Consider the following 26,982-nt stretch of genomic DNA (forward strand, 5'->3'; position numbering starts at 1 on the left):
CGTGGCGAGCTGGGGCAATGGCCCCGGCGGCGCCGTTACGGCTTGATGTGGAAGGTCTTGACGATGCCGGCGTTGCGGTCGAACTCGGCGTGCAGCGACTGGTTCAGGTCCTGCAGCGACTGGGCCGGCATCGGCTCGTAGCCCAGCGCCTCCAGCCGCTGGCGGACCTTGGGATTGGCCGCCGCCTTGTAGACCGCGCCCTGGATTTTCTGCGCCACGTCGGCCGGCACCTGTGCCGACGCGATCACGCCCACCCAGTTGCTGAAGTCGATGTCGGGGTAGCCCTGCTCGGCGAAGGTCGGCACCTGTGGCAGCAGCGGCGAGCGGGTCTTCGACGCCACCGCGTACGGCTGGAGCTTGCCCGCGCGGATCATTGGCAGCGACGTGACCATGCCGTCATACATCAGCGGGATCTGGCCGCCCATGACCTGCGTGAGCGCCGGGCCCGAACCGGGGAACGGCACGTGCTGCAGGTCCATGCCGGCCTCCTGGTTCAGGATCGCGCCGGCGTAGTGCGACGCCGTGCCGGCGCTGTACGACGCGAAGCTGAGCTTGCCGGGATTGGCCTTGGCGTAGGCGATCAGGCTCTTGAGGTCCTTGGCCGGCAAGTTGGGCGTGCCCACCAGCACCATGCGCGAGCGGCCGACGGCCGCCAGCGGCCGGATGTCCTTCATCGTGTCGTACGGCGTTTTCTGGACTTGCGGCACCTCGGTCAGCACGTTGGTGGCGGTGACCATCACGGTATGGCCGTCGGCCGGCGCGGCCAGCATGGTGTTGATGGCGATGGCCCCGCCCCCGCCGGGCTTGTTGTCGACGACCACGGGCTGGCCCAGGTCGGCGGAAAGCTGCTCGGCCAGCAGGCGCGCCATGACGTCCATGGTGCCGCCGGCCGGGGCGGGCACCAGCACGCGCACGGGCTTGGTGGTCCATGCCATCGCGGCAGGCATCGCCAGGGTCAGCAGCGCCGCCAGCGTGGCGCGGCGCAGGAGGAATCGGGCAGGGTGGTTGGGCATCTGTGTCTCCAATATAGGTCTTGTAGGGTGTAAAGGTCCGGACCTGCCCACGTGCGGCGGTAGAGGGTAGTGTCGTGGCGTGAAATCGGCAGGTCCGGTGAAAGCGGCCCCGGCGCGGGCGTCCGGGGCGTTCCGGGCCGTCAGGGCTTGCCGGACGACCCGGCCCAGCGCCCGCGCCGGGCCGGCAGCGCGGCCAGCACGAAGGCGCGCTGGGCATCGGTCATGCCGTCCCAGAGGCCGATCTCGGTCGACGTGCGGCCGCATCCCTGGCAGTAACGGCGTGCCGCGTCCATGCGGCAGATGTTGATGCAGGGATTGGCCGGGCGGGGCGGGACGGACTGCGTCATGGCGATGGTGCGTGCAGTGGCCCGCGTCAGGCGGCGCGGCGCAGCGGCAGGTTCTTCTGGCCGGCCTGGCGGTTCGGCAGCATGCCGTGCGCAGCCAGCGTCTCGTCCACGCTGTCGTACCACGTGCCGATGCGGTAGATCTCGCGCGCTTCCTTGCCGGTGGCAATCTCGCGGCCCAGTTCATGCGCCACGCGCACGCACTGCTGGATCTGCTGCACGGACGTCATGCGCCGGCCGTGCTGGTCGATGATCGTGTCCTCGATGCCGCAGCGCGGGTGCAGGCCCATGGCCATCGCCATCATGTTGAACGGCAGCACGTTCTTCAGCAGCGACTCGGCGGTCAGCGTGCAGCCGTCCGGCGCGCGATGGATGAAGTTGAAGAAGTTGAACGGGTTGGGGCCGTCAAAACCGCCGCCGATGCCGATCCACGTCAGGTTCAGCGGGCCCATGTAGGCGCCGGCGCGCACCATGCGCTCCAGCGTTTCGAGCGCGTGGATGCCGGTGAGCTGGAAATGCGGCTGGATGCCCGCGGCCGACAGGCGGCGCAGGTGTTCCTCCACCCAGCCCGGGCCGGCCGGCACGGTCATCTCGCGGTACGCCTCGATGAACGCCGGGTTGGACAGCGACGTGCCCGCCAGGTATTCGGGGTACAGCAGCTCCATGATGTTCATCTGCGTGGTGTTGATGGCCACGGTCACCTGGTCCGGCGCGGGCGTCAGGTCGGCCAGCATGTGGCGCGTGTCGTCCGACAGCCACACGGCGGCCTGGCCCTCGTCCTCGGGCGCGAACGAGATGGAGCCGCCCACCTGGATGATCATGTCGGGCACGGCCTCGCGCACGCCGGCAATCAGCTCGTTGAACTTGGACAGGCGCTTGGACCCCTTGCCGTCCAGCTCGCGCACGTGCAGGTGCAGCACGGTGGCGCCGGCCTGGTAGCAGTCCACGGCCTTCTGCACCTGCTCTTCCATCGTCACGGGGATGTCTTCCGGGAAGTCCTCGGGCATCCACTCGGGGCCGTACGGGGCCACGGTGATGACCACCTTGTCCATGTTCTCGGGGTGCAGGGAATCGTCGAGGAATTGCATGTCGTCTCCTTGTTTGGTCGGTGCGTATCCAGTGCCTGAAGTATCGGCCAACACAGGGCGGCAATTTGACGCTCCGGGACGCTCGATTTACATTTCGGGACAGTCAGGGAAAACACGATGTCCTACTTTCTGCGCAGTGCCAGCCTTACCAACTACGTGGATGTGGCGCGGGCCGTGGGGCTCGATCCGCACCAGATGCTGCGCGCGGCACGCATCAGCCGCAACGCGCTGCTGGACCCCGATATCCGCATTCCGGCCGCGCATGTGGGCCGGCTGCTGGAGGCGTCGGCCAGCGCGGCGCAGGTCGATGATTTCGGGCTGCGCATGGCCGAGCTGCGGCAGTTCTCGAACCTGGGCCCGCTGGCGTTCGTGGTGCGCGAGGAGCCCACGCTGCGGCGCGCGCTGGAATCGATGGTGCGGCACATGAGCCTGCAGAACGAGGCGCTGGCGATGCGGGTGGAAGAAGCCGATGGGCTGGTGCTCATCCGGCTGCAACTGCTGGGCGACGTGCCGGGCCGGCTGCGCCAGGCCACCGAGCTGGCGGCGGGGGTGATGTATCGCATGCTCACGCTGTTCCTGGGCCCGGCGTGGCGGCCGCGCAGCATCTGCTTCACGCATGCGCCGCCGGAAAGCCAGGCGGCCTGCCAGCGCGTGTTCGGCATGCCGGCGCTCTACAACCAGGATTTCGATGGCATCGTCTGCGTGGCGCGCGACCTGGAGGCGCCGCTGCCGTCGTATGACCCGGTGATGGCGCAGCAGGTAAAGCGCTACCTTGGCACGCTGCTGGCGCAGTCGAACACGAGCATGGCCGACAAGGTGCGCAAGCTGGTGCACGCGCTGCTGCCCAGCGGCATGTGTTCGGTGGATCGCGTGGCGCAGCAGCTTGGCGTGGACCGTCGCACCGTGCACCGCTGGCTGGAGCAGGAGGGCACCACGTACTCGGCCATCGTCAACGATGCGCGTGCGGGGCTGGCCACGCGCTACATCGAGAACCGGGCGCGGCCGTTGTCGGAGGTGGCGACGCTGCTGGGGTTCTCGTCGCTGAGCGCGTTCTCGCGCTGGTTTGGCGTGCAGTTTGGCTGCAGCGTGTCGAAATGGCGCGCCCAGCACGCCGACGGCGCGGACGCGGCAGGCTGACGGACGACAAACGAAAAAGGGCCACGCGGGCGGGTGCCTGCGTGGCCAACGAAGCCCCGGCGCCGCCCGGCCGGACGGGTATGCGGCCACCCCGCCCGGACGGCGCCGGTTCGCTGCGCGGTCAGAACTTGTGGCGGATGCCGAGCGCCACGCCCAGCATATTGCTCTGGCCGTTGGCCAGCGCGTAGCTGTTGCCCAGCGACAGGCTGTTGGCGTAGACGGTGCCCAGCGATTCCAGCATCAGCCCGGCGTTCTTCGCATAGGCCGTGGACAGGTAGACGTCCGTGCGCTTGGAGAACGTGTAGTTCGCCACGAACGCCACCTGCCACGGGTTCGGGGCGTTGGTGCCGAACAGGTTCTTCATGTCGTCGTAGTGGTAGGCCAGCGTCAGGCCCACGGCCGGCGTGACCTGGTAGTTGGCGCCGATCCAGTAGTAGTCGTCGCGCTGGATCACCGCGCCGGCCGCGTTCTTGTTCTGGCCCCAGCGGTAGCCGCCCATGATCTTGGCAACGTTGCTGAACGTGTAGCTGGCGCCCACCACGGCCTTGCGCATGGTGCCGCTGCTGGTGCCGATGGTCGGGTTCCACTGGTCGTAGCCGACGGTCAGGCCCAGCGGACCGCTGGCGTAGGCCACGGCGGCACCGTAGGCGGTGTCGCGGCGGAACGCGCCCGGCACCTCGCCGTTGCCGCCGATCGGCGTGGGAATGCCCACCGATGCCGGCAGCGCCAGGCCGGTGCCGAACGACCAGTGCGCCAGCGCGGTGACGGGGCCGAACTGGCCCGTGTACTTGACCGTGTTGTCCTCGCGGAAGTTGGCGCCCGACTGGAGCACCACCGGCTCGTACTGCGTGGCGTAGGCGGTTGGCGAGAAATTGGCCAGGGCCTCGAACATCGACGTGTACTGGCGGCCCAGGCTCAGTTGCCCGATGCCGGCCTTGGTGACGCCGATGAACGCCTGGCGGCCGAACAGTCGCCCGCTCTGCTGCAGCGTGCCGTTGTCCAGGCTGAAGCCGCTTTCCAGCACGAACACGCTCTTCACGCCGCCGCCCAGGTCCTCGGTGCCGCGCAGGCCCCAGCGCGACCCGGCCAGGCCGCCCGAATCCATGCGGTAGACCTTGTTGGACGGACCGGGATTGAACCCGTTGGCCGCCGTCGGGATGTTGCCCACATGGTTGGCGTATTCGATGTTGATGTCCGCCACGCCGTACAGCGTGACGTTGGACTGCGCGAAAGCGCTGCCCGCGCCGGCCAGCGATGCGGCAATGACCATGCCCTTGAGCTTCATGAAACTGTCTCCTCTCTTCTGTTGTCGTGTTTGCGTGTTGCAGCGGTACTTCCCGTCGGAATCGGTACTGCGGTAAGGCGCGCGCCGGCTGGCGCTCAACGGCGGCGTTGCAGCCGCGCCAGCAGCTCTGTCGCGCCGGGCCACGGGCCGAAGCCCGCGGCCGGATTCAGGTGGCCGACCTTGCCCAGGTCGACCAGTTCGCTGCCCCAGTCGCACGCCATGCCGGCCGCGCGCTCGTAGCTGGCCAGCGGGTCGTTGCGGCTGGCGGCCACGATCGTCGGGAACGGCAGCGGCTCGCGCGGGATCGGCAGCCAGCCGCCGAATTCCAGCGAGGTGCGGTCCGGATAGCCGGCCGGCAGCGGGGTTTCCAGGTCGGCCGGCGTGGCCAGCAACGCGCCGATCACCTTGCCCTGCGGCACGCGGTGGTACAGGTGGCGCGCCCAGTGCGCGGCGATCATCACGCCGGCGCTGTGGCAGGCCAGCAGCACGGGGCCGTCGATGGCCAGCAGCGCCTTGTCGAGCGCGACCATGCGCGCGGCACAGCTGAGCTTGTCGTGATCGAGCGGCGGCACGGCGGCCACCTTCTGGCGCGCGGCCAGCAGGTCGTTCTGGAGCAGCGTCTGCCAGTGCTCGGCAACGTGATCGCGCAGGCCGGGCACGATCAGCACGGTGGTATCGGGGGACAGGAACATCGTGTATGGCGTGGTGACTGGATGGGTAGGCACGCCAGCGCGGCCGGCTGCCCGTCGACACGAAGTATTTGGTCAACGAGGGCGCGCAGTTTGACTTTCCGGGACAACTACTTTGCTTGACGGGACAGTGCGGGAAAACCCCGCCGGCCTGGGCGGCGGCGGGGTTGCGGGGGCGGCACGCGGCGGGCGGGGCTGGCGCCCCGTGTGGCGGAAGCGCTAGGCGGCGGCGCGGTCGATCCAGCCGGCCGCTTCATCCGTCCAGGCCGTGAAGGCGTCGAAGACGCGGTCGACCAGGGCGATGCAGTGCTGGCGCCGGGCGTCGTCGAGCACGATGGCGGCAAAGGCGCGGTGATCGGCGTGCTGGGCGTGGCCCGATTCCAGCGCAAAGTGGAACGGGCCCAGATAGCGCAGCTCGACGCCCAGCTTCGGGTGCAGGGCCTCGGCCAGCGGCGTGGTCAGCGAGAACAGCACGTTGCCGGTTTCCTCGATGGCCTCGATCACCGCCAGCCGCTCGGCGCCATCGCGGGCCTGCGCCACGATGGCGCACAGCTCGTACATCAGCACGCGGCAGCGGTGGGTGTCGTCGCTCCAGAGTGTGCGCAGCGCGTCGGTGGTGGTCGTGGTGGTGTCCCAGCCAAGCTTGCGGAAGTCTTCCAGGTACCAGGGCCAGTGATGGTCGTCCTCGTAGGTGTGGGCGTTGACCTTGGCCTGGTGCGCATCGCCGTGCGGCGCGCGGCGCAGCAGGTAGCGGTTCAGGTCGCCGAACGCCATGACGAAGAACGCAAAGCCGCGCATGAAATCGAGCCGAATCTGCGGGGGCAGGCGTTCGTCGCGCATGCGCTCGAACAGCGGTAACTGCGCGTACGACAGCTTCCTGCGCAGAATGTGAGCGAGCACGGCTTGCATGAAGACTCCTGCGATGCAGCGGGCGTCCTGATTCTAGGCAACGCGGGGCCGAAGTCAAAGCCGGTCATGGCGTGACATATTCAGTGTCTGTGCCGAGTCTGACTGCGCGCGACGATTCGGTCCTTCGTCTCGCGGCGGCCCCGCCGGGGGATGGGGCCTCAGCCCTTGCTGAAGATGCTGTAGAAATCGGGCGCGCCGGTCTCGCGCACGGTCAGGTCCAGCGAGCCTTCGATATGGGCCAGGTGCTCGGCCATCGTCGCCTGGGCCTGCGCGGTATTGCGCTGCTCGATGGCGTCCACGAGCACGCGGTGTTCGTGCTCGGGGCAGGCCGGAGCGCCCGGACGGTCGTAGAGCGTGATGATCAGGCAGGTCAGCGACACCATCTCGCGGATCAGCTTTTCCAGGATCGCGTTGCCGGCCATTTCGGCCAGCACGATGTGGAATTCGCCGGACAGCCGGATCACGGCGGCGCGGTCGCCGCGCGCGCGGGCATCGTCCTCCTGGCGGATATGGCGGCGCAGGCCGCGAATCTGCGCGGCCGTGGCCGTGGTGGCCAGCACGCCAGCCAGTTCGGGTTCCACCAGCCGGCGCGCCTGGAACACCTGGCGCGCTTCCTCGATGCTGGGGCTGGAAATGAACGCGCCCCGGTTGGGCACCAGCGTCACCAGCTTCTCGTGCGCCAGCCGGGCAAACACCTGCCGGATCCGCGCGCGGCTGGCGCCGGTCACCTCGCACAGCCGTTCCTCCACGAGCTTGGTGCCGGCCAGCAGCCGGTGCTCCATGATCGCGTTCAGCAGATCCTGGTAGATGCCTTCGTTGACGGAGGATTCGGAAGCGTCGGCGGCCACGGCGTCGCCACTGACCTGCGGCACAGGCAGTTCGGCGTCCGCGGCTTTCTTGCGTCGGGTGACCATTTCGGGAACGATATCCCGCCGCGAGGGCGGCGGGTGGTGACAAAAGTTGTGCATATCGTACACAAAAATGGTGCAGGGCTTGGTTTTGGGGTTGGCTTGCTCCCCTCTCCCGCATGGCGGGAGAGAGATCGGGGGAGAGGGCTTGGAGGATCTGCTTGCCGACCCGTGGCAATTTGAACCGCTGGCCCTCTCCCCCAGCCGCTCTCCCGCAGGCGGGAGAGGGAAGCTAAACAGCTAGAACAGCTCGAACAGCCCTCACCCATTCAACGCATACTGGCTCAACATCCCCGCGTATGCCTTGGGCAGCGGCCGGGCCCAGTCGCCGCGCTTGCTGGTGGACAGGCGGACGGAGACCAGCGCTTCGGCCATCTTGACCGCGCAGGTTACGCCGTCGATGACCGGGGCGCCGATGGCGTCGGCGATCTCCTCGCAGAGGTCGGTCATGCCCGCGCAGCCCAGCACGATGCAGTCGCTGCGGTCTTCGGCCAGCGCCTGGCGGCAGGCGTCGGTGATGATGCGGCGCGCGTCGGAGCCCGGTTTTTCCAGGTCCAGCACGGGCAGGTCGCTGGCGCGCACGTTGCGGCAGAAGCGTTCCATGCCGTAGCGCTCGGCCAGGTGCCAGGCGATATTGCACGTGCGCGACAGCGTGGTGACCACGCTGAAGCTGGTGCCGATGAAGCTGGCCGCGTGCATGGCGGCCTCGGCGATGCCGATCACCGGGCCGCGCGCCACCTCGCGTGCCGCGTAGAGGCCGGGGTCGCCAAAGCAGGCGATCACGTAGCCGTCCACGCCCTCGCGCTCGCCCAGCAGGATCTCGTCCAGGATGCCCGGCACGCTGAGCGCCTCGTCGTAGTGGCTTTCGATCGACGCCGGCCCCATGCGCGGGCTGACCGCGATGATGCGCGTATCGGCCTGGGCCACGGCGCGGGCGCACTGGCCGATCTTCTCGGTCATGCTCTGCGTGGTGTTCGGGTTGATGATCTTCAGTTTCATGGTCGGAGAGAGCAGGGGAGGAAGGGGTCAGGCCTGGCGGGCGTCCGCCAGATGGCCGGGCATCAGCCGGGGGGCCAGCGCGCGGTACAGCACCAATGCAATCCCCATGCCGATGAACCAGCTGTAGTTGGCCAGCCACTGCCACGACGGAATGACCACGCAGAGCACCGGGACGATGGCCGACGGGATCATCGTCGCCACGGCGGCCGGGTTGTAGCCCTTGCGGTACCAGTAGGCACCGTTGCGGCGCATTGTGTAGAGGTCGTCCACCACCACGCGCTGGCCGCGCACGAGGAAGAAGTCCGAGATCAGGATGCCGAACAGCGGGCCGATGAAGGCGCCCAGCACGTCCAGCGTGTAGTGGATCATCGTCGGGTGGTTGTACAGGTTCCACGGCGTGATGAAGATCGACGCCACGGCCGCGATCATGCCGCCCGTGCGCCAGCTGATGTACTTGGGCGCGACGTTGGAGAAGTCGAACGCGGGCGAGACGAAGTTGGCCACGATGTTGATGCCGATGGTGGCCGTCATGAACGTGAACGCGCCCAGCAGCATGGCAAACGTGCTGTCGATATGGCTGACCGTCTCCACCGGGTCCGTGATCAGCTTGCCGAACACGGGCAGCGTGGCCGAGGTGGTCACCACCACCAGCAGCGAGAACCCGAGGAAGTTCACCGGCAGGCCCCAGAAGTTGCCGCGTTTCACCGAGCGGAAGTCGCGGGCGTAGCGCGAGAAATCGCCGAAGTTCAGCATCGGGCCCGAGAAGTACGACACCACCAGCGCGATGGCGCTCAGCATCACGGGCACGGCGTCCCAGCCCTGGTATTTCAGGAAGCTCAGCGTGAAGTTGACGTTCTCGATGCCGGCCTTGTTGATAAGCCAGATGGCCAGCGCGATCATCACCACGTAGACGGCCGGGCCGGCCCAGTCGATGAACTTGCGGATGGTCTCCATGCCGGTCCAGAACACCAGCGCCTGAAGCACCCACAGCGTCATGAACGCGGCCCAGCCGAGCGTGGACAGCCCCGCAAAGCCGTGCTGCTTCAGGTCGGCATAGGGCGCCAGCGACGGGAAGAAGTGCAGCGCCAGCACCAGGAACGCGCTGGACGCCAGGTAGGTCTGGATGCCGTACCACGCCACGGCGATCAGGCCCCGGATGATGGCGGGGATGTTGGCGCCCAGCACGCCGAACGACGCGCGGCAGATTACCGGATACGGCGTGCCGGTGACCTGGCTGGGCTTGGCCACGAGGTTGCAGAAGAACTGCACGATCAGGATGCCCACCAGCAGCGCCAGCAGCACCTGCCAGCTCGACAGGCCCAGCGCGAACAGGCTGCCGGCCGTGATGTAGCCACCCACGCTGTGCACGTCGGACATCCAAAACGCGAAAATGTTGTACGTGCCCCAGGTCTGCTTGCGCAGCGGGGCCAGGTCCTCATTGGTCAGCCGGTCGTCGTAGCCTGGCTTGATCACGGCGTTGCTTTCGGGGGCGTGCGTGCCGATGGTATCGACCGCGGGCGAAGCTGTCACTGGCATGTCTTGTCTCCGTTGGCGGCCGGGCGTCGGGGCGCCGGCCATCTTTCGATTTCGTCTTGACGACAAAATTGTCTACAAAATCGTTTTTGTTTGTGTACGGAGTTGTAGGCGACGGCTACGGGATTGTCAACGCGGCAGCAGCCGGGCTTCGGGTAGACCCCTAAGCCGGCGCGGGTTGCGCGGTCAACGGGGTGGCCCGCGCGGCAACTGGCGACGATTGCAGCTTTTACCAGCCGGCCCGCAATGTGCGGTGAATTCCTCAAAGACCGGGCGCCGCGCGGTGCCGTGTGCCACAATCGGCTCCAAGCTTTTGGCGGAGCCAGCATGACTCAAGATTCCACGTCCGCGGCGGCGATCCTGGCCAAGGATTGCGCCCGGGAACCGATCCACATTCCCGGCGGCATCCAGCCCCACGGCTTCCTGGTCAGCGTGGACGCGACCGGCACCGTGGTGCAGGCCAGCCGCAATACCGCGCTGCTCGCGGGCAAGGCCCCGGAGGCCGTCGACGAGGTGCTGGGCCAGCCGCTGGACGCGCTGATCGGCGACGGCGCGCGACTGGCGCTCCAGGCGCTGGACGCGCTGCGGGCCGACGGCATCCCGCTCTATGCCGGGTCCATCGCGGACCCGCGCGGCGGCAGCAGCGGGGCATCGCCGCTGGCCATCATCGTGCACACCTGGCAGGGCGTGCGATTCGTAGAACTGGAACCGGCGCGCGGCACCGAGGACGTATTCGCGTCGATCTACCCGCTCGTGCGCACCTTCATCAACAGCCTGCAGACGGTGGAGGGCGTGGAGGGCCTGGCCCGGCTGGCGGCCGAGGAAGTGCACCGGATCACCGGCTACGGCCGCACGATGGTGTACGCCTTCGACGAGGAAGGCCATGGCCACGTGCTGGCCGAGTCGATGGAGCCTGGCTACGCCAGCTACCTGGGCCAGCGCTTTCCCGCGTCGGACATCCCGCAGCAGGCCCGCGCGCTCTACGTGCGCAACCGCATCAGGCTGATTGCCGATGCCGACTACGAGCCCTCGCCGCTGGTGCCGGCGTTGCACCCGGCCACCGGCCAGCCCACCGACCTGACCTTTGCCTCGCTGCGCAGTATCTCGCCGGTGCACGTGCGGTACATGAAGAACATGGGTACGTGGTCGTCGATGTCGATGTCGATCGTGGTGCGCGGCCGGCTCTGGGGCCTGATCTCGTGCCACCACGCCACCGCGCGCGTGCCGTCGTTCGAGGTGCGCACCGCGTGCGAGCACATCGCCCAGGTGCTGTCACTGCAGGTGGAAGCCAAGGAAGACCATGCCGAAGCCAGCTACCGGCTGCTGCTGCGCCAGCGGCAGTCGCGGCTGCTGGCGTCGATGACCAACACCGACGATTTCATCGAGGCCATCTCGGGCGATGCCGAGGACCTGCTGGCGCTGGTGGGCGCCACCGGGGCCGTGGCCGTGTTCGAGGGTCGCGTGGTGCGGATTGGCGACGCGCCGGGCAACGACGTCATCCAGAAGCTGCTGGCGTGGCTCGATACGCGCAGCGAGGACGTATACGCGACCGACCAGCTTGCCGTGGACTGGCCCGAGGCCGTCGCGTCAGGCGTGGGCGACGGCGCGGCGGGGATGCTCGTGGTGTCGCTGTCGCGACTGTTCCGCAACTACGTGATCTGGTTCCGTGCCGAGGTGGTGCAGACGGTGCGCTGGGCCGGCGATCCGCGCGCCAAGCTGTCGGGGCTGTCCACGTCGCTGTCGCCGCGAGAGAGCTTCGAGGTCTGGACGCAGACGGTACGTGGGCGGTCCGAGCCATGGCGCGCCGCGGACATGGAAATCGCCGCCGAATTCCGTGGCGCGCTGCTCGGCATCGTGCTGCGCCGCGCCGAGGAACTGGCGCAGCTGGCGCTGGAACTGGGCCGCGCCAACCGCGAGCTGGAGGGCTTCTCGTACACCGTGTCGCACGACCTGCGCGCGCCGCTGCGCCATATCGTCGGGTTTGCCGACCTGCTCCGCGAGATGGACCATAGCCGGCTCTCGGAGCGCGGCCGCCACTTTGTCGACCGCATCATTGCGCAGGCCCGTTTCGGCGGCAAGCTGGTGGACGACCTGCTGGCGTTCTCGCAGATGGGCCGCGCGGCGCTGCGCCCGCAGCGCCTGAACCTGCGCGCGCTGGCGGAGCGGCTGCTGGCCGAGGAATCGAAGGATATTGGCGAGCGGCGGCTGGAATGCCGCGTCGGCGCGCTGGGCGACGTGACGGCCGATCCGGTGCTGATGGACGTGGTTTTGCGCAACCTGATCGCCAACGCGATAAAATTCAGCAGTACGCGCGGCGTGGACGCCGACGGCCCGCCTGCCGTGGTCGAGGTTGGCACCAAGCCCGGCGAGGGCGAACTGGCCGGCCAGGACGTGTTCTATGTCCGCGACAACGGCGTGGGTTTCGACATGCGCTACGTCGACAAGCTGTTCGGCGTGTTCCAGCGTCTGCACCGCGTCGAGGAGTTTCCGGGCACCGGCATCGGGCTGGCCAGCGTGCGGCGCATCATCGAGCGCCATGGCGGCACCACCTGGGCCGAAGGCGAAATCGACAAGGGCGCGACGATCTGGTTCTCGCTGCCGCGCGAGTTCGTGCCCGAGGGCACGGCGGGCGTGAACGAGACCGCCGCCGAGGCCGCGGCCCGGCTGGCGGCCATGTCGTCGGGCCAGCCCTACCGCCCGGTGTTGAAAGATACGAGGAATACTGAAAATGAGCGCACTGAGGCCGATCCTGCTGGTGGAAGACAATCCTGACGATATCGAGCTGACCCTGATCGCGCTGCAGAAGAGCCGCCTGGCCAATCCGGTGGTGTCCGTGCGCGATGGCGCCGAGGCGCTGGACTTCCTGCGCCGCGAAGGCGCCTATGCCGACCGCCAGGAAGAAAACCCGGCGGTGATCCTGCTGGACAAGAAGCTGCCGAAGGTGGATGGCCACGAGGTGCTGCGCGAAGTGCGCGCCGATGAGCGGCTGCGCCGCGTGCCCGTGGTGATGCTGACGTCGTCGCGCGAGGAGCGCGACCTGCTGAAGAGCTACGACCTGGGCGTCAACGCCTACGTGGTGAAGCCCGTGGAGTTCGACGATTTCATGGCCGCCATCAACGACCTGGGCGTGTTCTGGGCGGTGCTGAACGAGCCGCCGCCCTACACGCGCTGAGACCCTATACGCGCCAAGACGTACCGCGGGCCGTCAGACGCCCCGCGCCAGCGGCAGTTGCACGCGGAAGGTGGCGCCCTTGCCCAGCCCGTCGCTGTGCGCGCTGACGCTGCCGTTGTGCATCAGCACCAGGTTCTTCACCATCCAGAGACCCAGTCCCAGCCCCGGCACGCGGTTGGCGCGCTCCAGATGCGCTTGCTCGAACCGCTCGAAGATCCGCTCCAGCGCTTCCGGCGAGATGCCCACGCCGGTGTCGCGCACCGACAGCACGGCGTGATCGCCTTCCTCCGCCACTGATAGCTCCACCGTGCCGCGCTCGGCAAACTTCAGCGCGTTGGTCAGCAGGTTCAGCACCACCTGCTTGAGCCGGTTCTCGTCGCCCATCACCTGGCACGGCGCGGCCGCCTGCACGATCAGCGTGACATGGCGCGATTCGGCGTCCATGCGCAGGTCCTCGGCCACCGTGGCCGCCAGCGACGCCACGTCCAGCGGACGCAGTTCCACGGACAGCTTGCCCGTGGCGATGGCCCCGCTGTCGAGCAGATCGTCGACCATGCGGGCTAGCTGGCGCGTGTTGCGTTCGATGACCTCGCCGGCGCGCTTGACGTGCGCGGGGTCGGTGCCGCGCTCCAGCAGCGTGGTCCACCAGAGGATGGCGTGCAGCGGCGAGCGCAGTTCGTGGCTCACGGCCGCGACGAAATGGTCCATGGCCCGCGCGCCGCGCTCGCTGATCTCGCGTGCGCGCTGTTCTTCCTCGGCCACGGCCTGGTAGTGCAGTTCCGACGCCTTGCGGGCCGTGATGTCGATCGTGAAGCCGATCAGCGACTGCGCTGAGCCGTCGGCCAGGTAGCGCGCGGCGCCGCGCGACATCAGCCAGCGCATGGTGCCGTCCTGCCAGACCACGCGGTATTCGACCTCGAAGTGCGAGCGGGTGGCGATGGCGCGGTCCATGGCGGCGCGCACGTCGCGGCGGTCCGCCGGGTGCATCAGTTCGCCAAAGACGCGCGCCTCGTCGATGCTGTCGTCCGGCTGCAGGCCCATGTTGGCCTTGCACTGGTCGGTGCAGTTCATGTAGCCGGTGGCGACGTCCAGTTCCCACGCGCCGACGCGGGCAAACGCCAGCAATTCCTCTAGCTGCTTGCGGTGCGTCTGCAGCGCCGCATTGGCTTCTTCCACCAGCACCTGGCGCAGCCGCGCCTGCGAGCGCAGCTTGGCGTGCTCGCGCCGCGTCTGCTCGGTGCGCAGCATCTGGTCGGTCACATCCGTCACCAGCAGCACGAACACCGCGCCCGGCGCGTTGTCGCCCGCCACGCGGGTGGCCTTGGCCTGCCAGTAGCGCTCGTCGGTGCCGTCGCCGGCCGGATAGCCGTCGTAGCGGATGGGCGGGGACAGCCGCGATTCGCCGAGCGCCAGGGTGTCCAGCGTGGCCATCAGCCACTCGCGGCGCGCCATCATCTGCGGCTCGGACAGCGTGGGGTTGATGTCGAAGACCGACTTGCCCACGACGTCGTCACGGGTCCGTCCGGCCTGCGTCAGGTAGCGCGTGTTGGCGCCCACCACTTCGCGCCGGCCGTTCAGGATCAGGTAGGACTCGGGCAGGGTGTCGAACAGCAGCGCCGTATCGAGCGGCGTGTCCTCCGAGAGCATCTGGTCGGCACCTTGCATGACGCTGAGCCCGTTCAAAGTGTGCCCGGCGCGGCAGGCGCGATAGCGGGGACGCGGTCCAGCAGCGCATCGAACGCCGCTTGGGCGCCGGCGCAGGCCAGCGCGATATCCGCCGGCTCGCGCACGCTGGCGCGCAACGCGTGCAGGAACTGCTGCCAGCGCGGGCCCGGCGACTGTCCAGCGCCCAGATAGTGCAGCGGATGCGGCGCCAGCCGCCCGGCCAGTTGCCGGTACAGCACCGCGCCGCCCAGTTGCGAGCCTTCGATCACGTAGCAGACGCCCCAGCGGAAGGCCGGTTCGCGGCGCAGCGGAGTCACGTCGAAGTCGCGCACCGGCATGCCGCCGGCCGGCGTGGCCGGGTGCGAAAGATCCGCGTTGAGTTCGGGCATCCGGGTGATCGGCGCCAGCAGGGCCGGGTCCTGCGGCCCGTCGCCAAAGCTGGCCAGCCAGCGCTCCAGCGGGGCCAGCCAAGCGCGCAGGATCAGCAGGTGATCGCGGTAGTCGGCCAGCGACGGCGCGGCATGGGACAGCGGCATCGAACGGTCAAGCGTGGCGTGCCGTTCGGCGGTGGCCGCGCGCAGGGACGCCAGTACGTCGGTGGATGGGGGCGAGAGTTCAGTCACGCGATGGATGGTCCTTGGGGGCAGCGAGACGGCAAGCACACATGGTACCCGAATGACGCCGCGACCGGCCGGGTGGGGGCCCGCGATGACGCCCGCATGACAATCGTGTCATGCAAGGGGGCCGGCGGGCCGCCGCCGATAGAATCGTCCCATCGCGCCCGATGGCGCAACCGTTTGGAAGGAGTCTGAAATGAAGTGTCCGACTTGTCCCGACGCAACGCTCGTGATGGCCGAGCGGCAGGGCGTGGAAATCGACTACTGCCCGCAGTGCCGCGGCGTCTGGCTGGACCGCGGGGAGCTCGACAAGATCCTGGAGCGTTCCACGCAGGTCGAAGCGGCGCCCCAGCCGGCGGGGCAGCGTGAACAGCGCCCGTACCAGTCCGACGACCGCGGCCGGCGCGACCATCATGGCTATGACCGGGGGCACGACCGGGGCTACGACAAGCACTACGACAAGCGCAAGAAATCCTGGCTATACGATATCTTCGACTGACGTGCCCAAGACAAAGGGGCGCTGCCTTCACCCGGCAGCGCCCCTTTCTTATTGGGTCAAGACGTCAGACATCCTATCAATGTCTGGTCTTTCAGACAGGCAGGGCCCGTCCGTATCAGGCGGCCTTGACGGCCTGCCGGGCGATCAGCTTCCAGTTGCCGCCCTGCTTTTGCCAGACCTGCAATACCTTCAGCTGCACGGTGCCGGACTTGCCGCTGTCCAGCGTCTCGCCGGCCAGCGTGTGGCGGATCACGGCCACGTCGCCCGACACGTTCACGGTCTGGTCCGTGATGTTGATGCTGACGAAGTCCGACTTCTTGTCGAGCAGGTCGCCGATAAAGCTCGACTTGGTGTCGATGCGGCCGCCGGAATGGCCGTAGCTCAGCGATTCCGCCACCAGCTGGGACAGCGTCGCCTGGTCCGGATCGACCATCGCCACGCGCAGCTTCTCGGCGGCGGACGTGACGGCCTGGGTGTCGGTCGATTGGGCCAGCGCGGGTGCGGCGGCGATGCCAAGCACGAGGGCGGCGCCGATGGCCGCGGTGAATTTACGCATGATGTCTCCCGATTGTTCTGAACTGCCTGGGGTGTCGATGTGGAAAACCGTCGCGGACGAAATCGCGCGACGGTTGTAGGTCATCGTATCACAAGGGGGTAGAGACGCAACCTCGGGTTGCGTCGGGGAGACAGCGGTCAGCCTTCCTTGCCGTCCAGGCGCGGGCGGGTCAGGAACGGCGCGTACTTGATGGCGTAGAGGATCAGCGACGTCGCCCAGCAGGCCCCGGCCAGCGTGACGGCCTGCAGCTTGAGCGCCGGCAGTGCGAGCGGGCCGGCCACGCGGATGACGGCGGCCAGGATCATCAGTAGGTAGGCCAGGTGCTCCATGGTGCCCGTTTGAAGCGGCCGTCCGGTATGGCCCAGCGCCGTGCGCGTGATCATCGCGATGATGGCGCAGCCGATTACCCCCACGGTCAGCGCGTGCAGCGCGGTGGAGCGGTCGATCCAGCCGGCTGCCGCCGCCGCGATCAGCAGGAAGCCGACCGGCAGGAACGCGTAGGCCACGTGCAGGATGGCGACGATAGGCTTGCGCAGCGTGCGCATCGAATCCCAGCCGTACAGCCGCACGCCCTGCGCGACAGCCGCGCCGAGCGCCAGCACCGCCACCAGCCAGCCCGGCGCCGGAGAGGCCGCCGCCAGGGTGGCCAGCAGGGTCAGCGGGATGACGCCGCGCTCCACGGTTGCCCAGCGGCGAATGCGTACGCCCGGCACCGCGTTGGCCGTGAACATCGGAATGACCCGGCCGCCGATCACGGTGACGAAGACCGTCACCAGCCCCGTCGCCGCTTCTGACGTGTAGAGCGACCAGTCCAGCCGCCCGGCCAGGGCGGCGGCGTGGAAGCCGATGTTCAGCGCGCCCATCAGGCCCAGCGCGATGGCCAGCCCGTAGTTGCGCTGGCTCTTTGCGCGCCGCAGGATCGCGTAGAAGCTCAGGCTGCAGAGCGGCAGGAATGCGACGTCGGCTGCGATGGCGGCCCACGCCGGCCCGGTCCACATCAGCACGCGGGCCAGCAGCCAGACGCCAGCCAGCGCGCCCAGCCACGCGCCCTGCGGCGTCTGCAGCCCCGTCCAGTTCTTGCCCGCCGTGAACAGAAAGCCCACCACGACCGCGGCGGAGAAGCCGAAGACCATCTCGTGGGCGTGCCAGAGCATGCCGCCCAGCCACGGCGGGGCCGCCGGTATCCACAGGCCCGCATACATCGCCACCCACGCGGCAATGGACAGCGCGCCAAACAGCGCAGCCAGCAGGTAGAACGGACGGAAACCGAGTGCCAGGACGGGCAGGCCGCGATAGGCCGATTGGCGCGAGGGCGGGGAGATCTGCAGCAGGACGGACATGGTGAGAGCGCCAACGGGCGCGCAAGAACGTGGCAGGCGGCGCGCCGGGAGCGGCACGCCGGTGTGACGGAATCGATTCTAGAAAAGATGCAAAACAAATGCAATTTAATGGTTCGGCTATCGCCATCTTGTTGATGCAACCGGCTGCCTTCGGGAAAACACTGACGCGGTATGCCGCACATCCCCTCCTCGCGTAGGGGTGAATCGCGGGCCAGGCTGCCGATACCCAAGACAAAGCAGACATTCAGAGCCGGTGCCACGACGCCGCGCCAAGCCAATCGAACGGGCTTTCTCAGCGATGCCGCGCCACGGCCAGTTGCCGCGTGGCGCAATCGTCATTCGGTCCAGCCTTGGGCCATTCATCGGGAATACAGAGGGGAAACCGTGAAATTCAAAGACTTGTCCATCAAGACCAAGCTCCTTGCGGGGTTTGGCACGCTGGCGCTGATCGTGCTGGTGGTGTCGGGGCTGTCGTTGCGGGCCCTGAGCCGCTCCACCGACGGCTTTTCGGCCTACATCAACGGCCTGAACGCGCGCGCCGAGGCGGCGTCGCTGGTGCGCACGGCCGTGGATCGCCGCGCCATTGCGGCGCGCAACCTTGTGCTGGTCAGCGCGCAGTCCGACCTGGACCTGGAGAAAGCCGAGGTCCTCAAGGCCCATGCCGACGTCCAGGAGCGGCTGGCCCGGCTCAAGCAGATGGTCATGGCCGAAGGCGTCAGCGACGCCGCCCGCCAGCTCGTGGCCGAAGTCGACCGCATCGAATCGAAGTACGGCCCGGTGGCCACCGACATCGTCGGGCTGGCGCTCGACGGCAAGCGGGACGCCGCCATCGCCAAGATGAACGCCGAGTGCCGGCCGCTGCTGGCCGCGCTGGTCAAGGCCACGCGCGACTACGCGCAGTTCACGCGCGAGCGCCAGACCGACATGGTCAAGCAGTTGGAGGAAGAGTACGGGCGGCAGCGCCTGTTCCTGATCGTCGTGGCGATTGCCGCCGTGGTGTTCGGCATCGTCGGCGGGCTGGTGCTGACGCGCGCGATCACGGGGCCGATCCAGCGCGCCGTGGACGTGGCGCGCACCGTGGCGCGCGGCGAGGTGGGCATGCATATCGAGGTGGATTCGCAGGACGAGCCGGGCCGCCTGCTGGCCGCGCTGCGCGACATGAACGACCGGCTGGCCGAGACCGTGGCCAGCGTGCGCGAGAGCAGCGGCAATATCGCGGTGGCCACGGGCGAGATTGCCAGCGGCAACATGGACCTGTCCAGCCGTACCGAGCAGCAGGCCGCGTCGCTGGAGGAAACCGCCGCCAGCATGGAGCAACTGACCGCCACGGTGCGCCACAACACCGAGAACGCCCGGCAGGCCAGCGAACTGGCGCGCAGCGCCGCCGACGTGGCGCAGCAGGGCAGCGGCACGGTGGGCCGCGTGGTGGACACCATGGAAGGCATCAGTGCCAGTTCCAGCAAGATTGCCGAGATCACCGGCATCATCGAAAGCATCGCGTTCCAGACCAACATCCTGGCGCTGAACGCGGCGGTCGAGGCCGCCCGGGCCGGCGAGCAGGGCCGCGGGTTTGCCGTGGTGGCCAGCGAAGTGCGTAGCCTGGCGCAGCGCTCGTCGAACGCGGCCAAGGAGATCAAGGAGCTGATCGATGCCTCCGTGGCGCAGGTGCAGGCCGGCTCCGCGCTGGCCAGTGAGGCCGGGCAGACCATGTCGGCGGTGACCGAAGCGGTGGAGCGCGTGACCCATATCGTCGGCGAGATCGCGGCGGCCTCCGCCGAGCAGAATCGCGGCATTGAGCAGGTGAACCAGGCCATCGTGCAGATCGACCAGGTGACGCAGCAGAACGCGTCGCTGGTGCATGAGGCGGCCACCGCGTCGAAGTCGCTCGAAGAGCAGGGCAGGCTGCTGACCGATGCCGTGGCGTTCTTCAAGCTGCCGGGCCACGACAAGGCGGCGCGCCGCGCGTTGCCGGGCCGGCGGCCCGTTGTGGCGGGCGAGGTGGCCTACGGCTGACCGCGCCGCGCGCGCGTGGCCTCGGCGGCGGCCGCGCGCAGTTCGGGCGGAAACGCCCGGATCGCGGTGTGGAAGAAGCCGCGCTCGGCCGCCCGCAGCGTGCCAAGCTGCACGGCCAGCCGCTCCATGGCGGCATACGCCTGTGCGGACGCCCCCTGCTCGTGCACGAGGTACCACGCCGATTCCAGCAGCAGGTTGGCCAGTTGCAGCGCGTTGTAGCGGACGTGGCCGTTGTCGTGCTCTTCCAGCGCGAACGCGGCCACCGACGACCACCGCACAAAGCCCTTGGCCGGCGCGAACGGCGCATGGAAGGGGCGCAGCGCGTCCACGGCGGCGGCCACGGTCAGCGGCTGCTGGGCGCGGAAGGCCGCCAGCGATGCCGACATTGGCGCGGCATCCTCATGGGCGCCGGCCCCGGCATGCCCGCGCGCCACGCGCAGCAGGAAGATCGTGTTCCACGCCGAACCGCCTCCCACGCCAAAGCGGTCGCAGATCCATTCCGACAGCCCCAGCCAGCGCATCGACTGCCGCTGCACGTCGCCGGCCGCCATCGTCCGCTCGCCGTCGACCAGGCCGTATTGCCAGAACAGCCACAGCGACCAGCCGATGTTGGCGGCCGCGTGCTGCACGGCGTCGACCGAATCGGCCTCGTAGGCGGCCTGCAGCGCGCCCGAGAACGCGTCCAGCGCCTGGCGCGCGGCGTCGTGGCGTGACGACGGGCCGCGCGGCGCGTCCGGCCGCAGCGCGACGCTCTTGCAGACCAGCGCCTCCAGGTTCAGCGTCTCGAAGCGGATGCGCGGGTTGTAGCGCACCACGGGCCGCAGTTCGGCATCGGCGGACAGGCGGCCCAGCTCGCGCTGCGCCGCGTCCAGATCGCCGCGCGCATAGTGTTCCCAGGCCCGCACCACGTGGGCCATGGCCGCAAAGGTCGGCAGCGCGGCATTGACGCCGCCGGCCACCACGATGCGCTCGAAGCGGCGCAGCGCGGCGCGGCTCTTGTCCAGGCGGTCGCTGCGGCGCCAGGCCAGGCTTTCCTTGAGCAGTGACAGCGCCTGCTGGAAGTCGTCGGCCGCCGAACGCTGCGCCGCGCGAAACGACTCGGCCACGCCATGGTCGATCTCGCCCGCAAAGCCGTCCTGCGCGCCCCGCATGGCCTGCGTCAGGTGCCGCCAGAACGCCATGTCCCGCATCACGTACTGCAACCCCTGGCTGGCCGGTGCGGGCGCCGCGTCGCCGCCGTCGGGCGCCTGGCCCAGCCAGCGCGCCACGCCGGCCGTGCCCAGGGCCTTGCCGTGCGCGACGAAGCGCAGCCGGCGGGCCGTGGCCGCTGTCATCCAGAACGGCCCCCGGCTGCGGCCTTCCGCGCGCAGCGCGGACGCGCCCACGGCCTTGTCGTGGCCCCAGCCAACCGGCACGCCCCAGCGCGCGAAATCGGCGAACGCGCGAGAGACGATCATCCGCACGTTGGCCGCGTCCGCAAAGCGCGTGCGCACGGCCGTCGCGCCCAGGTCTTCCTGGTCGCGCGACACGGCCAGCCAGATGCGCGCCAGCAGCCAGACGGACTGGTAGCGCGCCGCGTGCCCGCCCACGCGGTAGGGCGGCGACAGGTCGATCGGGATCACGGTGGTGGCTGGCATGGCCGCCATGTTACGCGTGTTACAGCGGCGCCGGTTGGCGTTCCGCGCGCCGCCACCTATGCTCCGCACCACGATCCGGGCCTGGATTGCCAACCGTCGACATGGACGACACCCACAACCAAGAACCATAGCGTGCAGATATGCCAAACCGACTCCTCCGCTGGCTCCTGATGCCCCTGATCGCGGCCTGTGCCGCCACGGCCGTGCAGGCGGCCGAGACCCCGCTCGACGCCAGATCGCTGTTCGACGCCGCCGGCGTGGACGGCACGATGGTCGTCTACGACGTGCGCCAGCAGCGCACGATGACCTACAACCCGCGCCGCGCGGCCACGCCGTACTCGCCGGCGTCGACGTTCAAGATCTTCAATTCGCTGATCGGGCTGGAAACCGGCGCCGTGGCCGACGTGGACCACGACAAGCTGCCGTGGGACGGCAAGGTCTGGATGCACCACGGCAAGCCGATCCTGCCGCCCGTCTGCAACGGCGAGGTGGCGCTGCGCGTGGCGCTGAAGAACTCGTGCGTGCCGGCGTACCAGGCGCTGGCGCGCCGCGTGGGCACGGCGCAGTACCGCAAGTACCTGGGCGCCGCGCACTTCGGCAACGCCGACGTGGGCGGCCCGGTGGACCGCTTCTGGCTCAACGGCCGCCTGCAGGTCACCACCTACCAGCAGATCGACTTCCTGCGCGCCGCGGCGGCTCACAAGGTGCCGCTGATCTCCGAGCGCAGCTTCGAGGCGCTGGACGATATCCTGACGATCGAGCGCACGCCGGCGTACACGCTGCGCGCCAAGACCGGCTGGGCCACGTCGGGCAAGATGGATGTGGGCTGGTGGGTGGGCTGGGTGACGCGCGGCGACGATACCTACGTGTTCGCGATGAACCTGGACATGCCACAGCCGGAAGTTGGCGCCAGGCGCCAGGAAATCGCCCGCGCGGTGCTGCGCCAGGTGGGCGCGCTGCCGTAAGCCGGCGGGCCGCCGCTACGGGGCGAGCTGGTCGATGACCGAGGCGGCGGTCTGCAGCCCGGTATCGACCAGATGCTGCATGTAGACGCCCATCTGCGGCATGCACAGCGCCAGCACCAGCATGCCGCCCAGCAGCGTCACCGGAAAGCCGACCGCGAAGATCGACAACTGCGGCGACGCGCGGTTCAGGATACCCATCGCCAGGTTCAGCGTCAGCAGCGCGGCAATCATCGGCAGCGACAGCAGCATGCCCGAGGCAAAGACCGTGCCGCCGGCGCGCGCCACCATGCCCCAGCCGTGGCCGGACAGCGGCACGGCGGCAATCGGCACGCCCTGGAAGCTGTCGACCAGCGCGGCCAGCATCATCAGGTGGCCGTCCAGCGACAGGAACATCAGCGTGGCGACGATGTTCAGGAAGCGCGACAGCACCATGGTCTGCCCGCCGGACGAGCGGTCGTAGAACGCGGCGAACGACAGGCCCATCTGCAGGCCGATGATTTCGCCGGCCATCTGTACCGCGGCAAACATCAGCCGCATGGTGAAGCCCATGGCCACGCCGATGCCAACCTCGTTCAGGATGATCAGCAGGCCCTCGTACGAATAGACCGGCGCGGCCGGGATGGCGCCGATGGTGGGCGAGACCACCGTGGACAGCGCCGCCGCCAGCAGCACCTTGGCGCGGCGCGGAATGGTCGACTCGCTGAAGACGGGCGCGGTGGCGATCAGCGCCAGCAGCCGGAACATCGGCCACAGGAAGGCGGCGATCCACCCGTAGAGCTGGTCGGTGGTGACCTCTAGCACGGCGCCGGTTTCCTGCGGATAGACTGGGGGAGCGGGCGCGTCAGTGCGCCAGGGCGGGGATGCCCTGGAAGACTTCGCGCATGTAGTCGACGAACGTGTTGAGCATCCACGGGCCGACCAGCACCATCGTCACGAACAGTGCCACCAGCTTGGGGATGAACGTCAGCGTCATCTCGTTGATCTGGGTGGCGGCCTGGAACAGGCTCACCACCAGGCCGGCGGCCAGCGCCACCAACAGCAGCGGGGCAGACAGCATCAGCGTCATCTTCATCGCCTGCGTGGCGATCGTCATGACCATCTCGGGCGTCATCTCGGGCTCCGCGTCAATTCATGAAGCTCTGCGCCAGGGACCCCAGCAGCAGTTGCCAGCCATCGACCAGCACGAACAGCATCAGCTTGAACGGCAGCGAAATGGTGGCGGGTGGCACCATCATCATCCCCATGGCCATCAGCACGCTGGCGACGACGAGGTCGATGATCAGGAACGGAATGAAGATCGTGAAGCCGATCTGGAACGCGGTCTTCAGCTCGCTGGTGACAAAGGCCGGCACCAGCACCGCGAATGGCACGTCGTCCGGGCTCTGCATCTCGGGCGTCTTGGCCATCTGCGCGAACAGCGCCAGGTCCTTCTCGCGCGTCTGGCGCAGCATGAACGCGCGCACCGGCACGGCGGCGCGCTGGGCGGCCGTCTCCAGGCTGATGCGGTTTTCGGACAGCGGCTTGTAGGCGTCGGTGTAGACCTTGTCGAAGACCGGCGACATCACGAAGAACGTGAGGAACAGCGACAGGCCCACCAGCACCTGGTTGGGCGGCGACGAGGCCGTGCCCAGCGCGTTGCGCAGCAGGCCCAGCACGATGATGATGCGCGTGAAGCCGGTCATCATCAGCATGGCGGCCGGCAGGAACGACAGCGACGTGAGCAGCACCAGCGTCTGGATCGACAGCGACCAGATCTGGCCGCCGCCAGCGGCCGGCTTGCTCGTCACGCCCGGCAGCGACTGCGCCAGCGCGGCGTCCGGCACGAGGCAGAGCGCCAGCGGCAGCAGCGCCAGCAGGGCGCCCGCCACGTGCGGCGGACGCACGAAGGGCTTCACGGGTAGCCGCTGGACAGCGGCGGCACGCGGCGTGTTCATTTCTTGAGGTTTTCCTGCATGGCGCGCATCAGCCGTTCGCCAAAGCTGCCTTGCATCGGCGGCATGGGGGTCGAACCGGCGGGCGCGCTGGTGTCCGGCTGGGCCGGCAGCGTATGGAGCGGGCGGATTTCGTTGGGCGAGACACCGAGCACCAGCCAGGTATCGCCCACTTCCACGGTCACCACCTTCTGGCGCGTGCTCAGCGCCAGGCTGTTGACGACCTTGATCGATGCATTGCCGGTGCCGTGGCGCACCAGGCCCACGCGGCGCGCCAGCCAGGCCATGCCCAGGATCAGCGCGATGACGGCAAACAGCCCCAGGCCGGCCTGCGCCAGGCTGGCGCCGCTGCTGATGGCCGGCGCGTTGCCCGCGATGGCGGGGCTGGCGGCGGCACCGCTGGCGGCATGGGCCGTGCCGGGCACGACGTCGGCGGCCTGCGCACCGGCGGCGGCAAGGCCGCTGGCGGCCGTGCCGAGGATCATGCGCGCGGCAGCTGCAAGCCGGCGCGGGGCGGCTGTCATTTGTTGAGCTTCCGGATGCGTTCGGACGGCGTGATGATGTCCGTCAGGCGAATGCCGAACTTGTCGTTCACCACTACCACCTCGCCCTGGGCGATCAGGTAGCCGTTCACGAGCACGTCCATCGGTTCGCCGGCCAGGCCGTCCAGTTCCACCACCGAGCCCTGCGCCAGTTGCAGCAGGTTCTTGATGGGTACCTTTGTGCGGCCCAGTTCGACGGTCAGCTGCACGGGGATATCGAGGATCATCCCGATATCGTTGTGGAAGCCGCTCGGTGCGTCCTGCGCCAGGGGCGGGAACACCGTGGAAGCCGCCGGCGTGGCCGTGGCCATGGCCGAAGCGGGAGCCACCGGCGCTGCCGTGGCGGTGGCGTCGGCCGCAGGTGCCGCCTGTTCGGCGCTGGTCTGCTCAGCCAGGGCGCTGGCCCAGTCGTCCATCGGATCGACCGGCTTGTCCTGAGTGCCGTCAGTCATGATCGGTTTCCTTGTTGGAATCGCTGTCTTGGTAATTGATCATTCGTTCCACGCGCAGTGCGTACTGGCCGTTCATCGTGCCGAAGCCGCACTGCATGACGGGTACGCCGTCGACCTTGCCGAAGATCTTCTCCGGCAGCTCGATCGGCAGCACGTCGCCCTCGCGCATGGCCAGAACCTCGGCCACGGTGCTGCGCAGGTGTGCGAATTCGGCCACCAGTTCCACTTCGGCGGCACGTAGCTGGTTGGAAAGCTGGCCGAGCCAGCGTTTGTCCACCTCGACCTCGTCCTGCAGCGGATTCATCAGCAGATCACGCAGCGGCTCGATCATCGAGAAGGGGATACAGATGTGCAACTGCCCGCCAACCGCGCCCAGTTCGATATGGAACGCGGTGGTGACCACGGCGTCGTTCGGGCCGGCCACGTTGGCAAACTTGGTGTGCATCTCCGAGCGGACGTAGTCGAACTCGATGGGATGCACCGTGCCCCATGCCTGGCTGTAGCTGTTCAGCGTCAGGTCCAGCATGCGGCGGATGATGCGCTGCTCGGTCTGGGTGAAGTCGCGGCCTTCCACACGGGTGTGGAAGCGGCCGTCGCCGCCAAACAGGTTGTCGACCACCAGGAACACGAGGTTCGGGTCGTACACGAACAGCGCGGTGCCCCGCAGCGGCTTCATGTGGACCAGGTTCAGGTTGGTCGGCACCGGCAGGTTGCGCACGAAGTCGCCGTACTTCTCGATCCTGACCGAGCCCACCGAGATGTCGGCGCCGCGGCGGATGAAGTTGAACAGCGCGGTGCGCAGTGCCCGGGCAAATCGCTCGTTGATGATTTCGAGCGTATGCAGGCGGCCGCGAACCACGCGCTCCTGGTTGGCCAGGTTGTACGGGCGCACGCCGCCTTCTTCGACGACTGGCGCGCTCGCCGCCGGCGTATCGGTTTCGCCCGATACGCCCTTGAGTAGTTCGTCTACCTCGTCCTGCGAGAGGAACTTGTCGTAGGCCATCTAGTGTCCTGCCCCGTGAACGGCTGTAAGGATGAAACGGTCCATGTCCGGCTTCAGGCGTCGCGCATGACGCGGCGGCAGGAAGGAAGGTCGGCGGGCAGTTTCATGGCTATCGGTTTGGCTCGGGGTTCGCGGCGGCAGGGTACGGCTTACTGCACCACGAACGATGTAAACAAGACATCCAGGATCTTCTGGGGCGGCAGGCCGGGGGCAAACGGCTGGCTGATCGCCGCCTGGATGTCCTGGGCCAGCTTGCGCTTGCCTTCCACCGTGGCCAGATCGCCTGGCTGGCGTGCCGAGAGCAGCAGCAGGATGCGGCTGCGTGCTTCCGGCTGGTACTGCGCCAGACGACCCTGCGTGTCGGCGTCCGCCACCTTCAGCGAAAGGCCGGTGTGCAGGAAGCGGTCGCCGTCCTCGCTCTTGAGGTTGACGGTGAACGCATCGAGCGGCACGAAGATCGGCGGCGGCACCACCGGGGCAGCCGGCGCAGCCGGTTGATGATTGCTGCTGAGAATGCTGCCCAGGAAAAAGCCGCCAGCGGCCAGCACCACCACCAGCACGCCGCCGCCAATCAGCAGCAGTCGGCCGCGCTTGCTCGAAGTGCCGCCAGTCTGGGAGGGGGAAAGCGTGTTCGCCATGAGATGCCTGTGTCGGAATGCCTGCCATTCTTCCCGAATCGCAGGCA

At 68.4% G+C, this 26,982-nt stretch carries 27 protein-coding genes; 6 read left to right on the plus strand and 21 right to left on the minus strand.

Annotated elements, in window-relative coordinates; all coding sequences use genetic code 11:
* Positions 1-35: 35 nt before the first annotated feature.
* The 3 genes from EHF44_RS23375 to EHF44_RS23385 form a co-directional block, all read right to left on the minus strand.
* The gene (locus EHF44_RS23375; RefSeq protein WP_124686066.1) at positions 36-1,013 is read right to left on the minus strand and encodes a tripartite tricarboxylate transporter substrate binding protein; all 978 of its coding nucleotides are present in this window, start codon (positions 1,011-1,013) and stop codon (positions 36-38) included.
* A gap of 140 nt (positions 1,014-1,153) precedes the next feature.
* Complete coding sequence (locus EHF44_RS23380) at positions 1,154-1,360, minus strand: DUF1289 domain-containing protein (RefSeq protein WP_124686067.1); 207 nt, start codon at positions 1,358-1,360, stop codon at positions 1,154-1,156.
* Positions 1,361-1,386: 26 nt separating this feature from the next.
* Positions 1,387-2,445, minus strand: a complete 1,059-nt coding sequence (locus tag EHF44_RS23385; protein WP_124686068.1) for a 3-keto-5-aminohexanoate cleavage protein — start codon at positions 2,443-2,445, stop codon at positions 1,387-1,389.
* Positions 2,446-2,562: 117 nt separating this feature from the next.
* On the opposite strand from EHF44_RS23385, the gene EHF44_RS23390 reads away from it, so the two are divergent.
* Positions 2,563-3,582, plus strand: a complete 1,020-nt coding sequence (locus EHF44_RS23390) for an AraC family transcriptional regulator (protein WP_124686069.1) — start codon at positions 2,563-2,565, stop codon at positions 3,580-3,582.
* Positions 3,583-3,703: 121 nt separating this feature from the next.
* Here the strand turns inward: EHF44_RS23390 and EHF44_RS23395 are convergent, their stop codons facing one another.
* The 6 genes from EHF44_RS23395 to EHF44_RS23420 form a co-directional block, all read right to left on the minus strand.
* Complete coding sequence (locus tag EHF44_RS23395; RefSeq protein ID WP_124686070.1) at positions 3,704-4,867, minus strand: porin; 1,164 nt, start codon at positions 4,865-4,867, stop codon at positions 3,704-3,706.
* 95 nt (positions 4,868-4,962) lie between these two features.
* On the minus strand, positions 4,963-5,559 hold the full coding sequence (locus tag EHF44_RS23400) for an RBBP9/YdeN family alpha/beta hydrolase (RefSeq protein WP_124686748.1): 597 nt from the start codon (positions 5,557-5,559) through the stop codon (positions 4,963-4,965).
* A gap of 216 nt (positions 5,560-5,775) precedes the next feature.
* Positions 5,776-6,465, minus strand: a complete 690-nt coding sequence (locus EHF44_RS23405; RefSeq protein ID WP_124686071.1) for a hypothetical protein — start codon at positions 6,463-6,465, stop codon at positions 5,776-5,778.
* 158 nt (positions 6,466-6,623) lie between these two features.
* Positions 6,624-7,379: a GntR family transcriptional regulator gene (locus EHF44_RS23410; RefSeq protein ID WP_172966165.1), complete on the minus strand. Its 756-nt coding sequence runs from the start codon at positions 7,377-7,379 to the stop codon at positions 6,624-6,626.
* Between the two features lie 255 nt (positions 7,380-7,634).
* On the minus strand, positions 7,635-8,372 hold the full coding sequence (locus EHF44_RS23415; protein WP_124686073.1) for an aspartate/glutamate racemase family protein: 738 nt from the start codon (positions 8,370-8,372) through the stop codon (positions 7,635-7,637).
* Positions 8,373-8,399: 27 nt separating this feature from the next.
* Positions 8,400-9,908 carry an NCS1 family nucleobase:cation symporter-1 gene (locus EHF44_RS23420; RefSeq protein ID WP_253700187.1) on the minus strand — a complete coding sequence of 503 codons (1,509 nt, stop codon included), beginning with the start codon at positions 9,906-9,908 and terminating at the stop codon, positions 8,400-8,402.
* Positions 9,909-10,232: 324 nt separating this feature from the next.
* Between EHF44_RS23420 and EHF44_RS23425 the strand changes: the two genes are divergently transcribed.
* Positions 10,233-12,677, plus strand: coding sequence for an ATP-binding protein (locus EHF44_RS23425; protein ID WP_124686074.1), 2,445 nt, complete (start codon positions 10,233-10,235; stop codon positions 12,675-12,677).
* Positions 12,634-13,077 carry a response regulator gene (locus EHF44_RS23430; protein WP_124686075.1) on the plus strand — a complete coding sequence of 148 codons (444 nt, stop codon included), beginning with the start codon at positions 12,634-12,636 and terminating at the stop codon, positions 13,075-13,077. The genes EHF44_RS23425 and EHF44_RS23430 overlap by 44 nt, the downstream gene beginning before the upstream one ends.
* Positions 13,078-13,110: 33 nt before the next feature.
* Here EHF44_RS23430 and EHF44_RS23435 read toward each other — a convergent pair whose 3' ends face one another.
* Both EHF44_RS23435 and EHF44_RS23440 read right to left on the minus strand, forming a co-directional pair.
* Entirely contained in the window at positions 13,111-14,742 is a 1,632-nt protein-coding gene (locus tag EHF44_RS23435; protein ID WP_124686076.1) for a sensor histidine kinase, read from the minus strand.
* Between the two features lie 14 nt (positions 14,743-14,756).
* A complete protein-coding gene (locus EHF44_RS23440; RefSeq protein WP_172966166.1) occupies positions 14,757-15,365 on the minus strand; it encodes a biliverdin-producing heme oxygenase in 609 nt (202 codons plus the stop codon).
* 190 nt (positions 15,366-15,555) lie between these two features.
* Between EHF44_RS23440 and EHF44_RS23445 the strand changes: the two genes are divergently transcribed.
* Positions 15,556-15,858, plus strand: a complete 303-nt coding sequence (locus EHF44_RS23445) for a zf-TFIIB domain-containing protein (protein ID WP_124686077.1) — start codon at positions 15,556-15,558, stop codon at positions 15,856-15,858.
* Between the two features lie 115 nt (positions 15,859-15,973).
* Here the strand turns inward: EHF44_RS23445 and EHF44_RS23450 are convergent, their stop codons facing one another.
* Entirely contained in the window at positions 15,974-16,414 is a 441-nt protein-coding gene (locus EHF44_RS23450) for a nuclear transport factor 2 family protein (protein WP_124686078.1), read from the minus strand.
* 137 nt (positions 16,415-16,551) lie between these two features.
* Positions 16,552-17,754 carry an NnrS family protein gene (locus EHF44_RS23455; protein WP_124686079.1) on the minus strand — a complete coding sequence of 401 codons (1,203 nt, stop codon included), beginning with the start codon at positions 17,752-17,754 and terminating at the stop codon, positions 16,552-16,554.
* Between the two features lie 384 nt (positions 17,755-18,138).
* Between EHF44_RS23455 and EHF44_RS23460 the strand changes: the two genes are divergently transcribed.
* Positions 18,139-19,767, plus strand: a complete 1,629-nt coding sequence (locus tag EHF44_RS23460) for a methyl-accepting chemotaxis protein (protein WP_124686080.1) — start codon at positions 18,139-18,141, stop codon at positions 19,765-19,767.
* Here the strand turns inward: EHF44_RS23460 and EHF44_RS23465 are convergent.
* Complete coding sequence (locus tag EHF44_RS23465; protein ID WP_124686081.1) at positions 19,758-21,404, minus strand: hypothetical protein; 1,647 nt, start codon at positions 21,402-21,404, stop codon at positions 19,758-19,760. The two genes, EHF44_RS23460 and EHF44_RS23465, sit on opposite strands and share 10 nt — an antisense overlap.
* A gap of 140 nt (positions 21,405-21,544) precedes the next feature.
* On the opposite strand from EHF44_RS23465, the gene blaOXA reads away from it, so the two are divergent.
* Positions 21,545-22,369 (plus strand): OXA-1206 family carbapenem-hydrolyzing class D beta-lactamase, encoded by an 825-nt coding sequence (gene blaOXA, locus EHF44_RS23470; RefSeq protein WP_124686082.1) that lies wholly within the window; start codon positions 21,545-21,547, stop codon positions 22,367-22,369.
* Positions 22,370-22,384: 15 nt separating this feature from the next.
* Here blaOXA and fliR read toward each other — a convergent pair whose 3' ends face one another.
* The 7 genes from fliR to fliL form a co-directional block, all read right to left on the minus strand.
* Entirely contained in the window at positions 22,385-23,170 is a 786-nt protein-coding gene (gene fliR / locus EHF44_RS23475; protein WP_124686083.1) for a flagellar biosynthetic protein FliR, read from the minus strand.
* 40 nt (positions 23,171-23,210) lie between these two features.
* Positions 23,211-23,480 carry a flagellar biosynthesis protein FliQ gene (fliQ, locus tag EHF44_RS23480; RefSeq protein ID WP_124686084.1) on the minus strand — a complete coding sequence of 90 codons (270 nt, stop codon included), beginning with the start codon at positions 23,478-23,480 and terminating at the stop codon, positions 23,211-23,213.
* Positions 23,481-23,493: 13 nt separating this feature from the next.
* The gene (gene fliP / locus EHF44_RS23485; RefSeq protein WP_253700191.1) at positions 23,494-24,303 is read right to left on the minus strand and encodes a flagellar type III secretion system pore protein FliP; all 810 of its coding nucleotides are present in this window, start codon (positions 24,301-24,303) and stop codon (positions 23,494-23,496) included.
* Positions 24,300-24,824 carry a flagellar biosynthetic protein FliO gene (gene fliO / locus EHF44_RS23490; RefSeq protein WP_253700193.1) on the minus strand — a complete coding sequence of 175 codons (525 nt, stop codon included), beginning with the start codon at positions 24,822-24,824 and terminating at the stop codon, positions 24,300-24,302. Before fliO ends, fliP begins: the two co-directional genes overlap by 4 nt.
* Positions 24,821-25,294, minus strand: coding sequence for a flagellar motor switch protein FliN (gene fliN / locus EHF44_RS23495; RefSeq protein ID WP_124686085.1), 474 nt, complete (start codon positions 25,292-25,294; stop codon positions 24,821-24,823). The genes fliO and fliN overlap by 4 nt, the downstream gene beginning before the upstream one ends.
* Positions 25,287-26,297, minus strand: a complete 1,011-nt coding sequence (gene fliM / locus EHF44_RS23500) for a flagellar motor switch protein FliM (protein ID WP_124686086.1) — start codon at positions 26,295-26,297, stop codon at positions 25,287-25,289. Before fliM ends, fliN begins: the two co-directional genes overlap by 8 nt.
* 149 nt (positions 26,298-26,446) lie before the next feature.
* On the minus strand, positions 26,447-26,935 hold the full coding sequence (gene fliL, locus EHF44_RS23505; RefSeq protein ID WP_124686087.1) for a flagellar basal body-associated protein FliL: 489 nt from the start codon (positions 26,933-26,935) through the stop codon (positions 26,447-26,449).
* Positions 26,936-26,982: the final 47 nt, after the last annotated feature.

This window comes from Cupriavidus pauculus, from assembly GCF_003854935.1.
Lineage (GTDB): Bacteria > Pseudomonadota > Gammaproteobacteria > Burkholderiales > Burkholderiaceae > Cupriavidus > Cupriavidus pauculus_C.